At 32.3% G+C, this 15,249-nt stretch carries 12 protein-coding genes and 1 tRNA gene; 5 read left to right on the forward strand and 8 right to left on the reverse strand.

Features of this window, described 5'->3' with window-relative positions:
* The first annotated feature begins 362 nt into the window (after window positions 1–362).
* Both M0M44_RS10760 and M0M44_RS10765 read left to right on the forward strand, forming a co-directional pair.
* Complete coding sequence (locus tag M0M44_RS10760) at window positions 363–3,038, forward strand: hypothetical protein (RefSeq protein WP_248729746.1); 2,676 nt, start codon at window positions 363–365, stop codon at window positions 3,036–3,038.
* Window positions 3,035–4,531, forward strand: coding sequence for a hypothetical protein (locus M0M44_RS10765; RefSeq protein ID WP_248729747.1), 1,497 nt, complete (start codon window positions 3,035–3,037; stop codon window positions 4,529–4,531). The genes M0M44_RS10760 and M0M44_RS10765 overlap by 4 nt, the downstream gene beginning before the upstream one ends.
* Window positions 4,532–4,849: 318 nt before the next feature.
* Here the strand turns inward: M0M44_RS10765 and M0M44_RS10770 are convergent, their stop codons facing one another.
* From M0M44_RS10770 to M0M44_RS10800, 8 genes are all read right to left on the reverse strand, one after another.
* Window positions 4,850–5,272, reverse strand: a complete 423-nt coding sequence (locus M0M44_RS10770; RefSeq protein WP_248729748.1) for a site-specific integrase — start codon at window positions 5,270–5,272, stop codon at window positions 4,850–4,852.
* A complete protein-coding gene (locus M0M44_RS23870; RefSeq protein WP_420842779.1) occupies window positions 5,200–5,637 on the reverse strand; it encodes a phage integrase SAM-like domain-containing protein in 438 nt (145 codons plus the stop codon). The genes M0M44_RS10770 and M0M44_RS23870 overlap by 73 nt, the downstream gene beginning before the upstream one ends.
* A 39-nt stretch (window positions 5,638–5,676) precedes the next feature.
* Complete coding sequence (locus M0M44_RS10775; protein ID WP_248729749.1) at window positions 5,677–6,057, reverse strand: Arm DNA-binding domain-containing protein; 381 nt, start codon at window positions 6,055–6,057, stop codon at window positions 5,677–5,679.
* A 336-nt stretch (window positions 6,058–6,393) separates the two neighbouring features.
* Window positions 6,394–6,478 (reverse strand) — tRNA-Ser (locus M0M44_RS10780).
* A 797-nt stretch (window positions 6,479–7,275) separates the two neighbouring features.
* Entirely contained in the window at window positions 7,276–8,097 is an 822-nt protein-coding gene (locus tag M0M44_RS10785) for a Ca2+-dependent phosphoinositide-specific phospholipase C (protein ID WP_248729750.1), read from the reverse strand.
* A 103-nt stretch (window positions 8,098–8,200) separates the two neighbouring features.
* Window positions 8,201–9,349 (reverse strand): V-type ATP synthase subunit I domain-containing protein, encoded by a 1,149-nt coding sequence (locus tag M0M44_RS10790; protein WP_248729751.1) that lies wholly within the window; start codon window positions 9,347–9,349, stop codon window positions 8,201–8,203.
* A gap of 96 nt (window positions 9,350–9,445) precedes the next feature.
* A complete protein-coding gene (locus tag M0M44_RS10795; RefSeq protein WP_248729752.1) occupies window positions 9,446–10,069 on the reverse strand; it encodes a hypothetical protein in 624 nt (207 codons plus the stop codon).
* Between the two features lie 907 nt (window positions 10,070–10,976).
* Window positions 10,977–12,149, reverse strand: coding sequence for an IS3 family transposase (locus tag M0M44_RS10800; RefSeq protein WP_248729753.1), 1,173 nt, complete (start codon window positions 12,147–12,149; stop codon window positions 10,977–10,979).
* A gap of 134 nt (window positions 12,150–12,283) precedes the next feature.
* Here M0M44_RS10800 and M0M44_RS10805 point away from each other — a divergent pair, with 134 nt between their 5' ends.
* From M0M44_RS10805 to M0M44_RS10815, 3 genes are all read left to right on the forward strand, one after another.
* Window positions 12,284–12,802 carry a hypothetical protein gene (locus tag M0M44_RS10805; RefSeq protein ID WP_248729754.1) on the forward strand — a complete coding sequence of 173 codons (519 nt, stop codon included), beginning with the start codon at window positions 12,284–12,286 and terminating at the stop codon, window positions 12,800–12,802.
* Between the two features lie 763 nt (window positions 12,803–13,565).
* Window positions 13,566–14,732, forward strand: a complete 1,167-nt coding sequence (locus M0M44_RS10810) for a peptidoglycan-binding protein LysM (RefSeq protein ID WP_248729755.1) — start codon at window positions 13,566–13,568, stop codon at window positions 14,730–14,732.
* A gap of 10 nt (window positions 14,733–14,742) precedes the next feature.
* Window positions 14,743–15,240 carry a DUF4280 domain-containing protein gene (locus tag M0M44_RS10815; protein WP_248729756.1) on the forward strand — a complete coding sequence of 166 codons (498 nt, stop codon included), beginning with the start codon at window positions 14,743–14,745 and terminating at the stop codon, window positions 15,238–15,240.
* Window positions 15,241–15,249: the final 9 nt, after the last annotated feature.

The following is a 15,249-nucleotide window of genomic DNA, read 5'->3' on the forward strand; positions in this document are numbered from 1 at the left end:
GAAAATAAGTATTAATAATTTCTACTGAATTGAAAAGCGCATTTCTAGAATAATGCAAGCATTTTTTGAAAATGCAATTGCAGATTATTTGGAAGTACTGTAGTATATTTACGTCATAAAATTTATTTACTGCGACTATGAAAAATTTGCTCGGAAAAATATTTGAAGTTTTGAACGTTACTAATTTACCGGATGAGATTCCTAATCATATAGTTATCAATAAACGATAAGCTAGGTTGAAAGCAGCTGAAAAAAAATCTTCTTTAAAACCCGTCTATGAAATTTAATTTCAGAACAACTGCAGACTGAATCCGTGAATTAAGGCAATTAATTTTAACAATTCAACTTAAAATAAGAAAAATATGGCTCGAGACGAAATGGGAAAAGCTATGATAGACAGTACCATCGAATTGGGAATGGCAAATAAAAAAACAATTCCGCTGGTAAGAAATTGGTGCAAACATATTAAAATAATTGATAAGTCAGCTGGAATGATTTCTGAAATTTATAATCTTCCGACAAATCAAACCATATGCTGTCCGCACACGACAAACGAATTAACAGCGGCAAATTTTAAATGGATAGCTACTGATTTTATCATAGATAATTGTATTGACTGCACTTTACATAAAGAAGTCTCTGCAAATAATTATGGTCGTGGTGTGATTGAAGAACATAAAGCAAAGCTGGCAGCTGACAAGCAGAAAAATGAAGAGGAACAACAGCGCAAGAGTAAGATAAAAGCTGAAATTGAGACTGTTTTAAAGGCTGTTCCTTCTGTGAAGAAAACAACTTCACTTTCAATACTAAAATTAATTCAGTCGCTCGATGATTCTCAAATGATAGATTTAGCACCAGCAAAAATTTTGGAAGCAGCTAAACTTTCCCCTGAATTCTTCAGTGAAGCGGCTCTAGATTATCTTTCAATATATTTTGGACAGGAATCAGGAAAAATACTCTTGGAAGCGGCTGATTACATTACGGAAAACGGGATGCAGATATCAAAGTTTACATTTGAGAATCTAATGGAAACTCTGAAAAATCCGCTGACACTTGACAGGGCGGCAAAAATACTGAACCAAAAGCTTTCAGACAAAGAATTAGTAGAACATGATTTAATTTTTGAAGCTATTCTTAATAACTGTGATTATGACGATAGTTATGGAAGAAGGTATTTGACTGAAATTACGTATCCTAACGCTTGTGCTTTATTTTCAAGATTATTCCACATCAATATAAAAACTTTTAATATTCTTTTAGAGACAAAACTTAAAGATAATGACAAACATTCAAGGATAAACTGCTGCGGATTTCTGCGTGATTTATGCGCAATAAATCCTGATATGATTACTCCTTTTACTTCTTTGATAATCATGTCATTTGAGTTCTTTGAAGATGGATACGGCAGCTCAGCGGATGCTGCAGTTCGTGAAGTACTTAAAAGCCTTTATCAGCATGATGCGCAAATAGTAATAGATCATATTGATAGATCATATGAAAAGATAAGTTCTCCTGGGAAAGCTGAAATTTTAAAATTTTACAGCAGACTGCTGGGCACATCATTAAATTTCGATATTTCAGAAACTGATTCCAGTTATATAATCCAGAAATTGGTTACTTTATTGTTAATAGGTATTTCAGATGAACAGCTGAAAGAAGAATTACTTGATACCATTAAAGAAATTTCCAAGAAACGACCGCTTGAATTTTTAACTCATTTTGACTCTCTGTTGGGCTTTTTAGTGACTGCGCACCAAGATCTTGCCAAACTGCACTGGAACATCAATGATCTTGAAAATACAGATAAGCCAGCCCTGACCTTTAATCCTCTGATAGGGAAAAATTTCTATGAGATTGATTCGCTAAAAATGCATGCCGAAAAGTTTATAAACATAGCAGAGGATATCATTGGGAATGTAATAAAAGGAAAACCGGATGATTTCTATGATAAAGTATTAAAAATTATTCTAAACCTTGACAGCAAAAAAGAACAGATTCTTAAGACCTCACTTATTGGCATTCTTAGAGAATCCCTGAAAGATGCTGTAGATATCAGTAAACTGCTTCCCAGCATACATTCCTTTTTACATGATATAGACTCGGAGTCTGTCAGAGATGCAGGGATGAAATATCTGGTGCACGTTATCGATAAACATCCACAGATAGTAACGCAGACATTTATAGATACAGTTAAGATTTTCCTTAACGATCCTGTGACGATCGTACGGGGGAGAGCTATAGAAGCCTATGGCGCTATAATGAGGACACTTCCGGAGAATGTAGCGGAAAAGGAGCTGGATATAATTATAGATTATACAGTCGATTCTTACGTTTTTATTCATAAAGAAGCGGCAAAGCTTTCCTATAGACTATATCCTTTTCTTGATGAATCCCGCCTCACTAAATTGATTATTAATCTGTATAATTTACAGTACTATTATTTTGAAGAGAAGAAATTTGATTATTGCGAAGATCTGACGGGTTATCTTCTTTTCATTACCAAAAAACGTCCGGATGACTACGCAGGTGTTGTCAATAATGTACTGGTAAAAAACTGCAACACGAAGGATTTTTATTGCGAACAAAAAGCAATAAGAAGATTAACTTCAATTGCTGCCGAATCAAACAAATTCGAATCTGTATGGTTTCCTGCAGCGGTTAATTTCCTATTGCACACTTTTCCAGATCCATATAATCAGGGAATGGATGAGCGAAAAACGATTTTTGCCATGATGTACAGGATTAAACCACAAGTATTTGAGAAAAATATCAAAATTTTTACATCTTTCTTAAAAGACAGAATAAACAAATCCATATTTAGGGATGTTAAAGATGGCTATTCGATAATGGCTTTCTTCTGTTGCTATGATAACCTTAAAATTCTGACAGATCATTTTTCAAATGCCATACCGCATAATGCTTCAGTGCAGTACATCCATGAATTCAATGATAATGTAAACGTTATAGCTGACACGGAACTGTCAGCAGGATCTGGAAAATTAGAAATCGAAAAGTTAAAAAACGCAAAGGGAATATGATAGAAAAAAAATACAATCCTGAACTTGTAGATTTTCAGGAAGACCTGCGTAATAATTTATTACTTGTGTCAACAGAATTTGAAATTTCAGAGACCGAGATCTGCCTTGAAAGAGAAAAGAAGATAATCACTCTTATTGAAGCCCTGCAGCGTATAACAAAAGACTCATTAGAGGAAGAATATTTTAAAAATTATAAATATTTCATTTCTGTCTTATTCCATATTATCAAGTGGGCTAATAAAGAGTTTACGGGAAAAGCAGGCGGAGATGCAAATCTAAAGGCTGCTAAGCTACATGCAAATCAAATTAATCTGTCTAAATTTAATTATCCGGAATCTTTTATTGAAAATATTAAGGACTGGCTCACTTCTGTAGCTTCACTGGCTGATGTTAACGATGCGAAAACAGTTTTAGCCGAATTTTCAACAATAATCTTTCCTATGCTTTTTACGCAGGATTACGATGCCTACGCCCGTTTTAGAGGAAATCAACAGCCGGAATATGGATCAAAAGAAGAGATTATATTGGTATCTATTGAATTTTCAATCGACAGCGAGCCTTGGGCGAACCCGCAGATATTAAAGCCTCAGGAAATTTATGGAATTAAAGGAAAAATAAGAGTTAATGAGTGGCCAAAAGGATACAGCCAATTATTCCTGATGCCGGTATCAGCTCAAAATAATTCGCTGTTTGAATTAATTCTTCCTCCCATTGATAAAACTGCCGATCCTGAAATTGAGGTTAGAGGTCAGATTGTCTTTAAATATCCCCAGCATAGTTTTGACGAATCGATGGCTGTCAAATTATTAGCCTATTTTCAGGGTAGCAACGAAAGACTTTTTCCAACAATTATTGGTTATGATCAGCTTATAGCTAAAGTACTGGATCCTAATGCGGTACATTTTCTGACAGGTTTTAAAGGCATGAATAAGGCAGTGTTTGATGTTCTGGAAACTATTCAAAATGAAGCTGGTACAATCGATAAGGAAGAGCTTTATGATTTTTCCTTACTATTGAGTTCAATCCTAAATTATCAGGGCTTCTCTCTACAGCAGGGGATCTACAAAAATATTGACAATATATCTGAAGATATTTTCAGGGATAATATGATTCAGCATTTAATAGGGATGCATTACATAGGCGAAAATTTAAATAAGGAGGCGCATCTGGCAGGGGGGCGTGTAGAAATCGGATACAAAGGAATAATAGCCGAACTGAAAGTGGAAAAAGTAATTTCAGACCGCGATAAAATCATCGCTAAATACAGCAAACAGCCGGTTGCATATGCATCAGGAAATGCGAAACAATTGTCTATTTTATGTGTTCTAGATCTTACAAAAAAAATACTGCCTCCTGCCGCTCCGCAGAATAACGTCATGGTTGTCACTCCTGATGTTCACGGTTTTCAGAATGGAAGAATTTCCTACCCTTCAAAACAGGTTGTCGTTATTTTTGATGGAAATACAGTTAAACCAAGTGATTATAGTAAATAGTAAAAATAGAATTAGCACTTATAAAAATGATCTCAGGTAATAAATAAAGCCAAAAGAAATAGAGAATGCCTGGAAAGGCTACAATCTGCATAAATTAATGAGGAAACAGTCGACAAAGAAAAAAGAGATTTTTTACTGCCTGAGTCTGATGTTCTTTAATATAATCGGACCTTTTTGTCATTGAATTATTAGTTTTTTTCTTGAAAGGCGCTTCGCCACAATTCTGCAGCTAAACCTTTAGATAGGGGAACAATCGACAAAATCTTTAGGTTTACGACGGAAATTTGAAATCAAGTCGATTCACTGTAAATAGAGGGGCTATCTATACTTATCCAATAGTTTTTTCATATCTTCTTTTATGTTTATATCCAATACTTTGGCATAATGCTGAGTCTGCAAGATATTTGCATGTCCCATCATTGATGAAACGTTTTCTATTCTGATCCCATTTCCCAAGGTTACTGTTGTGGCAAAAGTATGCCGTGCCGTGTACCATGTCAGTTTCTTTTTGATGCCGCATACTGCTGCGATTTCCTTGAGGTATTCATTCATCTTCTGATTTGATATGGCAGGCAGAAGCGTTGACTGCAGTTGTTTGTATTTGTTGATTATTCTGTATGCTGGAGGAAGCAGCGGAACGTTTTCATGTAATGAAGTCTTTGTTTTGTTTACCAGAATCCAGAGATCATTGTTGTTGTCAGAAACAAGATTCTCGTATCTAAGAGCAGAGGCATCTGCCATATCCTGTATAACAGCAGAATATGAAGATGTCTCTGGTTTTTTACTAACCGTCCTGCAGTAATTTCAGTTATTTCTATCGTTTTTAATTCTGTAGGAGTCAGATAAACTGCATCTGTTTCGATTACTTTTCCTTGGTACAGATCGAAAGGGTTTTTTTCGATTAAGCCTGACTTGAGGGCATAGTTGAAAGCAGTTTTGTACATGCGCATGTACTTTACAGTTGAATTGTTTCTGATCCCTATATGACCTTTGAAAGTGCTTTGGTACCTAAGGAACAATTCCAGATTATTGATAAAATTGCTGCTTACAGATTTCCATCCCAAGTCCTCTTTGTGATATTCTTCCTTGATAAAATTAGAAAGCAGGTCTTTAGACCGTTCGTATTTGCTTAGGGTTGCACGAGATCATTCATCATGATTAACTTTCCTGCTGAAATAACTGATATGGATTTCGAGAATGCTTAAGACAGTAATTTTGTCATGCGTTTTGCCTTTAAGTTCATTTTTGAGCGTACGAAGGGAAAAGCTTTCATCTCTACGGATTATTTCGTTGAATTTTTTCTCAATTGCCAGTTGAAAAGCATCCAGGCTTCTGCGGAGTGTTTTTTCTTCTTCCAGCCTGAGCACCCTTCGGAGCTTGTTTGTAAAATCCCATCTTTCTTTAGTTATATAATGACCTGTTGATATTGTAATTGAGTCATGTTCATGCCAGAGGCGAACATAAACCGGAGATTCGTTTTTCCAGTTCAGCTTTCCAAGTTTTAGAAAAAAATAAATCTTGAGCATGATTGAATTATTTTCAGTTTGGAAAAAAATAAGTTTATTAAAGGTCTGTAAATTTTATTTATTTACCTATTTATGATTCTGAAAACAGGCTAGTTAATGTTTGATTTTAAAGTGAAAAAATCTTTTTTTTTGTAAAATTAGGGACACTGATAGGGACACAAAAGTATGCCTTATAATTTCAGGTTTTGAGGATCTGTAATTGCAGAAGAAATAAAATCTCCAGTGTTTTCGGAGCTTAAGAGGGGGAAAAACCGTCTTCGGATTTCGGGTTCGAAAACAAAAGGCATCGCCTAAAATGTCGAAACCCCCAGCGTCTGCTGGGGGTTTCGTTTTCAGCGGAGGAAGAGGGATTCGAACCCCCGGACCTGTTACAGTCAACAGTTTTCAAGACTGCCGCATTCGACCGCTCTGCCATTCCTCCAATAAGTCGCAATTATTTTCTCATTGCGGGTGCAAAGATAAAATGTTTTTTCAATTCTAGAAATTTTTTTGATAGTTTTATAAAGGAAATAATTTTTATCGCAATTTATATTTTTAATATTTGTGTAAATGCTTGTGAAACAGTGGTTGTTGTTTCCATAGTTTGCTGGTAGAAAAAATGCCATAATTTACTGCGACATTTATATTTTTTAATCAATTAATGGAATAAAAATATCGATCTTTATTTTTTGTGCATCTTTTTACATGGCTAATTCAATTGCTTTTACAGTGCGTCCGCAATTGTAAAGGTCAGTAAAGTCGATAATTAACTTTGAAAAGTATTATGCGCGTACTAAAGTTGAGAATTATGAAACTGGTATTCATCCAAACATCCGTTTTCTGGTATTTCGAGAGAATGCTTTAAGTAAAAAAGATTATCCTAATGTACTACATGCAAGTGCAGCTATATTTAAAACGATGGCAAAAGATGTAATATCTTCTGAGAGTATTGAAAATGATTCACTGGATGGTTTTTTAATAAATATAGAAATGAATCGAAACTACTACAAGGAATATTAGATTATATTCTGGAAATTTACAAAAAGCGAAACTTCAGCCCACTTTCTGGACATGGAAGTGTATTAATCCCTTATGTTATTAATGGAGGGGGGAGTTATTTTGTACCAAATGACAAAAGCTTTTGTGAAAATTGAATCTGAATTGCATAGACAAACCAATACACTTATTGCTTTTCTATTTTTAAACTGTCTACAGAGATGAAGTTTATTTTGCTTTTTATCAATTCATTGTAACTATCTTTTCCTCAGGCACATCATATATTCTGCTTATGCAGTTTATTGAATTTATATTTGAAGATAGAATTTTATTCTTATAATTCATATTATAAAATATTACGTTTTTACAATTTTCAGGAGAGTTTTTAAAAGGAGTTTGTATTTCATTTTCACTATTAATTTCAGGAGCAACGAAGCAAATTGCCTCATTTTTTTGTGCCGACAAATATTCGTCAAGTGGATTTCGCTTTGTAATTTCAGTTGAATTAGTAATAACAAAAATAAATTTTCCTTTTAGAGAATCAAGTGATGGTAGAGAATTTGATAAAACAGCGTCTTTTAAATTTTTTTCGCCTTTAAGTAGTTTTAAGGGCGTAAGTATATTTTCTTTTCCCATTATAGATATAAGAATTAAATCTAAATCATTAGGTTTTCTTGTTTCAGCGGAATCACTCCAATTTTCTTTCTTATCTATAAATATGGTCAAAACATGATGATTTTTATGTTCATCACTCCATTTTTTTAATGAATTTAAACATTCTCTAAAAGAACCTCCAAAACAATTTACATTACCTTTTTGATAAAAATCATGCTTAACATACCAATCTTGATTCATTTTGTTTCCAGTTTTCAATAAATCCCCAAAACCTTGAAAATTATCCCAAACATCTATCTCAATGGCTGACGTATATTTTAAAACATCTGATATGCTTTTATATATTGGTAAGTAACAGTTGTGACAAGCAATTTCATAGTTTTTATTATAAGGAGTCTGTTGACTATATGTAAAGATAAAAAAAAATAAGTTGATGCTAAGTCTTTTCATTGTTATGGTTATTAAAATCGCCTTTTGATAATTAAACTACCAGGCTTTACATTTCTATTAATAAGTAATCTTGATTTGTTTTGATTTAAATTTTAAGATTTCCTCAATGGAGTTTTTTTTTATTTAAATGCCTCTTAATTGCTCCCTCAATTATGATTTTAGAAGCAGCATTTGAACGATCGATAATTTTTTGCTGTCTATCGATCCCATCATTTGTAAATACCAAAACTTCGTTTATTTTATTTAAGACAAGTGTTTGGTTTTTATCCAATTTATTCCATTTTTCTATTTCTTTAGCTATATCCTCAATTAAAAGCGGTACTCGTGATAATTCTTTTATTGGAGTACTAACTTTGAGAAGCTCATCTCTTTCGAATTTTTCGTATCCTTTTTGGAAAGCTTCATTTATAGCGTCTGCTGGTGATTTTCCATTCTCGTAGTATTCTTCTAAGTATTTTTCAACGACAGCTTGGGTCAGAGTTATTGCTTTCGTACTGTTTTTATCTGGGTTAATCATAGCGACTGCTTTTTCAATTATTTTGCTGCTTGTAACTAATGCCTGAGAAATCGTTTGATACAGCGCTAATTTTTGCAACTCTTGGTCCTCTTTTTTTAAAGGATCAATGTTTTTGTTAAGTTTACGTATTTGAATCTCAGCAGCCCTGACTTTTTGGGTTAGTTCTTTTATTTCTCCTTTTTCTGAAGGAAGTAAATTGTGTTTAAGTATTAAATTTTGAGCTTCTTCATCTAATATTTCATCTTGATTCTCAACTAATTCAATCAGTTCCGTAGCCTTATGATAATCTTCAAGGGCTTTATCCATTATTTCATCTTGCTGATTTTGATAATCTTTAATGCTTTTTCCTTGTGCTACATTTTCGGCTACTTTTTGAGAGATTTGCTCCAGTTTTTTATAACTCTCTAAACTTCTTTTGTAAAGTTCTTCACAATGAGGATATTTGCTTGATGTAACTTGTGTTTGCTTCATCTTTTCAACGACATTAATCGATATAGTTAATTTCCTGTTGAATCTGTTAATTTGTCGTTTATAATCATCCACTTGCGCTGAATGATATGCATCCGCTTTTTTATTTACTTGGTCAAATGCATCTTGTGTTGAGTTTCCATACCTATTTGTGCTTTCTCCAGGCGTTGAAAAATTGTATGTAACTATCCAGCCATTATTTTGAGCGCTTATTGTAAATATCCCAAAAATAATTTGTGCAATTAAAAAGATTATTTTTTTTCTCATAAATTTATAATTAAGAAACTTAGAATAATTATAATTGTCAAACGTGAATATTTTCCAGAATTTTATAGCAATTTAAGAGTATTGAATTAATAATATTTATCCGACATGCATCCCAGGAGTCATGCCTCTTACTTTTAAGAACTGACTTCTAGTGAAAAATTCTTTTTTGATATTTATTTGAGTTTGGGGAACCACGAAATTATATTCAATTTGAGGCTCACTGCCACCAGTAGACAGAATATTATTATTTTTAAATTTCATGTAAAATTCCCACCTAAGATTCCATTTATCATTTGTTGCATCATTTTGGTTTGGCTTATTACCTAAAATTGTAATATGGATATTTTGGATACCATCGTAAAAAATTTTATGAGCATCTTTCTCACTAAAATTAATCCCCATATCTCGAACTACGTTACTTTCAATTTCTGTATTATTTATAAAACTACCTTTAGCTGAATAGAGACTGTCGTAACATTGGATATCAACTATTACATCCACAAAAGAATCATCTCCATTTTTTCCATCACCAGTACTAGGAGTTGCAAATATGCAAATAGCTTCAACCAAATGATTCTTTTTGTCAGGAAAATTGTTATGGGATTCCTGACTTGCAGGCTCATTATTTAATGCAGAAATATTATCAAATTTAAAATAGCCAATAAAAGGGATGAGTAAAAAAGCTGATTTTGTTGTTTGTATAAAATGACGGCGATCCATATAATTTTAGATTAGTGTCAAAAAAATATATTGTATTGATAAGTATTTATTAGAATTACTTTATCTAATTACAGGTTTAAAAAAAAGCTGTAATTTTAAACAATTTCGAGAGTTTTAATCAAGAATTTTCATTGAATTGAAAATTTAATAAAAAGATTTGATTGCACTAAATTTTCAACGTTTCCACAGTTCAAAATTAATTTGCGATTACAAAATTGAAGATTATGCAATAACCGAAAGATTTGGTTATTGTAAAGGTAATTAATTTCTTGCAAAATGTTTTTGTTTATAATTAAAATCTTTAGGTTTGTAATATTATTGTATTTCATAGAATAGTAACCATACTTAAGATGACCTTTTTCGCATTGTATATTTATAATTTTGATTCGTAAAGCCTAAAAAAAAATAATAGTAATAGTATTGGAAGAAATTTATTTAAAATTTACTTGAACTTTTTCTCTTTTTTTTTTGATTCTTTGCATTAAAGTAGTGAACTAATCAACTAATTTTTAATTTATAATATAAACAATTTATAAGTGAAGATTTGCAATTTGTACAATTTAGTAATAGAAACTAAAGAAAATGATTTAATTGTTCTTTTACTTAGTGATTTATATTATTAGCTGTAAATTATACATACAAATTTGTAAATACATTTGTATATGTAAAATTTTTTCATCTTTTATTTATATACGATTCGACCTTTAACTTTTTATTTATCAGAATGTAATGTGCCAACATTCTGATATGAAAGTAAAACTGAGGAAGTCAAGAACATCGTTAGGCGTATTTTCCTCAAGTTTTATGTATAAAAAGGTATCAATTCCAATTTTGTTTAAGATTTTAGCGTGGATAACTTAATGGATTGTTTTTTACTTTCAATGAAAGAAATAAGATATGCGGTTAATTAAAGAGGTAAAACACTAATACATTGTTTTTGGAATTCTTCGATTGTTAAATATTCAAGAGCTGAATGTCTTCTGCAGGTGTTGTAGAAATTTTTGATATAATTGGTGACTGATGTTTTTGCCTTTTGAATAGATGTATATTGGTTTTGATAAATTAACTCTGATTTAATTGTCTTGAAAAAGCTTTCCGCAACTGCATTGTCGTAGCAGTTTCCTTTTCTGCTCATACTCTGAGTAATCTGATCACTTTTAGATAAAATGTAGACAAAGGCTTTGCAAGCATATTGGATTCCGCGGTCTGAATGAAATATTAATTTTTGGCTTCGAATTAATGGGCGGTTGCGCAAGGCCTTCTTAAAAGCGGCTATAGTTGTGTCTATTGCTTTCATGGTTTTGCTTATGGACCAGCCTATAACTTTACGATCGAAGAGGTCTATTACTGCGGTAAGGTATGCCCAGCCTTTCTTAGTTTGGATGTAAGTAATGTCAGATACCCAGACCTGGTTTTGGTTTCTAACTTTAAATTCCTGATTTAGTAAATTGTCAGCTGCAGGATATTTGGGAGAGGAGATTGTAGTTCTTTTGAACTTTAGTTTTGCGACCCGTTTAAGATCATTCTCTAGCATTATCTTTCCAACATACGTGCGGGATACATTTATGCCTATTGCTGAAAGTTCTTTAGTGATTCTTATGCTTCCGTACCTTCCTTGGCTCCAATGATAAATTCTTAGAATTTCAGATGTTATAAATATTTTTCTTTCAGCTCTGCTCGTTGAAAGGTCTTTCCTCCATCTGTAGAAACAGCTTGGATCTACCTTGAAAATTTTACACATCTTAATAATTGGAAATTTATCACAGTTTTTCATGATGAATTTATAGCGAAGCCGTCTTTTCTGTAAAATAATTCCTGTGCTGCTTTCTAAGATATCCTTTTCTATTTGAATATTTTTGATTTCTTTTTTTAATCTTATTATTTCTTTCTGGTTAGTATCTAAATCTGATTTTTTCTCAAGGGTCAGTTTTCCATCCTTGTAAAGTTTTTTCCAATGTTGGAGGCTATTTTTACTGATGCCCAGTTCTTGAGCTACAGTTAATACACTTTTATATTGATTACTGATTGTGACGGCACAAATTTTAAATTCCAACGGCCACTTTTTTCGAGTATTTTCCATGGTTTCAAATTTATAGAGTGATGAATTGTTTTGCAATTGTTTATTCTTACAATTTACTAAATTGAAATCTAATTAATATTTTTAAAACCGCCTTAGCTTTTTGTGGCAAAAAAGGTATCACCTCCACTTTAACTATGTCACAAATTGACCCTATTATAGAAACACTTTCGTTGTTAGATAAATCGTTAGATTATCTTATTAATTCTGATACTCTAAGTTTACATTTTAACGAGTTAAAAAACAAACTTTTTAATGATTCCACTAAAGATATTGAGCTATCTCAATCTGACAATAATAGCGTAGACGAGTTATTTAATGATATCTTTTCAAAACAAAGTCAACAAACAAAGAACTTAACTAAAATAAATGAAGTCTTGTTGTTTTTAGAAACTGAAAAACTAATAAGGCTCATTGAACAAAATCACATAAGAATAACGTATCAAGGTATTATTCAACATTCCAAAGGTTATCTTAATACTTACAATTTGAAAAAGTCAAACGCCCAACGGTTACAAAACGTTGAGGACGTACAGAAGTTCCACCTAAAGTGGATGACGATTCTAACTTCTCTGATTGCGGTTGGTACTCTTGTTGCATCGATTTACTATTTATTTGAGCTATTCTCTGTCCGATTTTGTTTATGTAACAAATAAAGCTAATCATTATTTAATGCTACAAATATCAAAAAAAGTCTACCCGTTATTAAATTTGTAGATTTTCAATCTCTAGTGACCACGGAGGGGTTCGAACCATTCGTACAGGCTCTGTTTTTCCATAATTTATCATCTTTTGCATGTCACCAACACATCTGTAACACCTAGTCTGATCTAACTCCATTTTTTTAGATTTAAGCCATTATTAGAATAAAAAAAACAGCCTTCAGGCTGTTTTAATTTTTATGCGATATTAATATAAATATCTGATTATCTGCAAATGTTAGATGCAATAGTTAACCGCCAACAAATCTGACACATTGCCTAATTTGCTTGTTTTTTCTTTTTGCATACTTTAATTTGAAGCTAAACAAAAAAATAAGGATGCTGAAATACATACTTTACTTTTTCTCTATTATTTGTTAGTACTTTCATTTGCCCAATAAGGAACTTCTATATATACCGATTAAAGACAACACTTGCATTTAAAAAAAATAAATCTTCTTAACACCAATTGGTTAATTCCTCTTTATTTGTGTTATTTCTTTATGAACTTTATCTCTTACACGTGCCAAATTAATAATGAAAAATGATTCTGTATCTTTTTTTGGCCTCTAAAATATATTGAAGTTCAAAAATAAATCGATTTTTTCTTACAACACACTCTACATCAATAAATTGCGAATTTTCATACTTTTTACACTTAAAACATTTATTTTGCAGGAAAAAACATATATTTGATTCCCATTAATTTATCAGCCTAATGCTCTACATTCCAGAACCTTCGTATGAAGACTATTTAACGTATAAGATTAAAAAAGGAGATACTCTGCTTAGTGTGGCTCAAGATTTGGGCGTTGAACCTTACCGTCTCAGAAGTTACCATAACCAATTTGTTCCATCTACAAAAGACTTAATCGAAGCAGATTTTCCCCCTCATCTCGAATATCTTATTTTGGAGCCTGAAAAGGCTGCGCTTACTGATAAAGAAAAAGAACAAAACCGAACAAAAATAAACACTAAAGGTTCCTTTAAACTTTCTCTTGACAATTCGCATATCAACAATTCATACGCCGTTCTTTACTCTATTGAAAAAGGACAAAATGTATATCATATAAAACAAGAATTCAATGTAAAGTGGAGAGCCAAAAATGAAGATGGATATTCTTTTTTTGAGGTTAACCGAATTGGAGATCTTTACATAAATGATACTCGAACCTCAACAATGGCACACGAAATTGCAGAAAAAGCTTCTACAGCCTTATATCCTCTATTGGTTGTAGTTGATCAAACCGGAAAATGGGTTTACATTAATAACTTTAATCGAATTGAAGAACGTTGGGTCGAAACCAAAAAACAGATTCGAGAATATTACAAAGGCGAAGTAGTTGAAAAATACATTTCTATTTATGATCGGAATTTAGAAGACAGCGATTCCTTATATATTTCACTTTCAAGAGACTGGTTTCTTAATGCTTTTTTCAACGAAATTCATATTGAATATCCTACCTCTTTGAGCATTCAGAAAGAACAGGAATTTCCATTCATGGCTAAAAGCGACAATCTTAATTTTAAGGTTGAACAAAAAGTAGATGAATACTTAGACATCGATAACTTTTTAGTAATTGACATTAGCGGGAAATTAAATGACCAGCGAACCAAGACTGATATAGAAAAAGAATTAGGTCTGCCCGTAAAAGAATATTCCGAAGAAAAAGTTACAGGCAATTACAGAGCAAAATATTTTCTAAATCCACAAAATCATATCCCTGAAGTCGTTTTTATAAGCTGCGATTTGGCATTAGAAACCCCTCAAAAATTTTCGGTGACCATATCCAACAAAGACGATCAAAAAGAAATGAGCGTGAAACCCAAAGCGCAATTATTTGTTGAAGAAATAGAATCTAAAAAGAAGTGGTGGCAATTTTAAAAATCAAATTATGAGCGAAAAACATTTTGCAGTACAAGGCGCCACTTGCAAATGCAAGTTTAGCGAAGATCCTTCTAAAACGGATAAAATTAAAGTCAAATCGCAAAATAAACATTTTGGAAATGACAAAGAAGGTTCGGAAAAACTTATAGCAACATCCAAAGAAATCGGTCAGACTTTAGAAAAAAACACCTTTGGGAAATGCAAAAAACAACCCGTTGGAAACAGTTTTATGGTTTGCCAAGCCACAATTACAAAGTGGAGTGGTTTTTATGAAAAAGTAACTCTTAGTAACGAAGGCAAAATATTACTCGAAGACAGCAAAGCAACCTGCCCAATGGGAGCGCCCGATTGTATTGAAATTACAGATCACGGACAAACCGCAGAACCTGGCGAACAGAATTTTAAAAATACGGAACCTATGGTACATAATCTTATAAACCCGATGGTTGATGTTAGAGATATGTACACAAAGGAAGCGAAGCATGAAGGAATAAAATTTGACTAATTATTGTAA

This window comes from Flavobacterium humidisoli, assembly GCF_023272795.1.
GTDB classification, from domain to species: Bacteria; Bacteroidota; Bacteroidia; order Flavobacteriales; family Flavobacteriaceae; genus Flavobacterium; species Flavobacterium humidisoli.

Excerpts from the sequence above, each read along its gene's own strand:
- M0M44_RS10760 (WP_248729746.1), top strand. The coding sequence starts at position 363 with ATGGCTCGAGACGAAATGGGAAAAGCTATGATAGACAGTACCATCGAA.
- M0M44_RS10765 (WP_248729747.1), top strand. The coding sequence starts at position 3,035 with ATGATAGAAAAAAAATACAATCCTGAACTTGTAGATTTTCAGGAAGAC.
- M0M44_RS10770 (WP_248729748.1), bottom strand. The coding sequence starts at position 5,272 with ATGGCAGATGCCTCTGCTCTTAGATACGAGAATCTTGTTTCTGACAAC.
- M0M44_RS10775 (WP_248729749.1), bottom strand. The coding sequence starts at position 6,057 with ATGCTCAAGATTTATTTTTTTCTAAAACTTGGAAAGCTGAACTGGAAA.
- M0M44_RS10785 (WP_248729750.1), bottom strand. The coding sequence starts at position 8,097 with ATGAAAAGACTTAGCATCAACTTATTTTTTTTTATCTTTACATATAGT.
- M0M44_RS10790 (WP_248729751.1), bottom strand. The coding sequence starts at position 9,349 with ATGAGAAAAAAAATAATCTTTTTAATTGCACAAATTATTTTTGGGATA.
- M0M44_RS10795 (WP_248729752.1), bottom strand. The coding sequence starts at position 10,069 with ATGGATCGCCGTCATTTTATACAAACAACAAAATCAGCTTTTTTACTC.
- M0M44_RS10800 (WP_248729753.1), bottom strand. The coding sequence starts at position 12,149 with ATGGAAAATACTCGAAAAAAGTGGCCGTTGGAATTTAAAATTTGTGCC.
- M0M44_RS10805 (WP_248729754.1), top strand. The coding sequence starts at position 12,284 with ATGTCACAAATTGACCCTATTATAGAAACACTTTCGTTGTTAGATAAA.
- M0M44_RS10810 (WP_248729755.1), top strand. The coding sequence starts at position 13,566 with ATGCTCTACATTCCAGAACCTTCGTATGAAGACTATTTAACGTATAAG.
- M0M44_RS10815 (WP_248729756.1), top strand. The coding sequence starts at position 14,743 with ATGAGCGAAAAACATTTTGCAGTACAAGGCGCCACTTGCAAATGCAAG.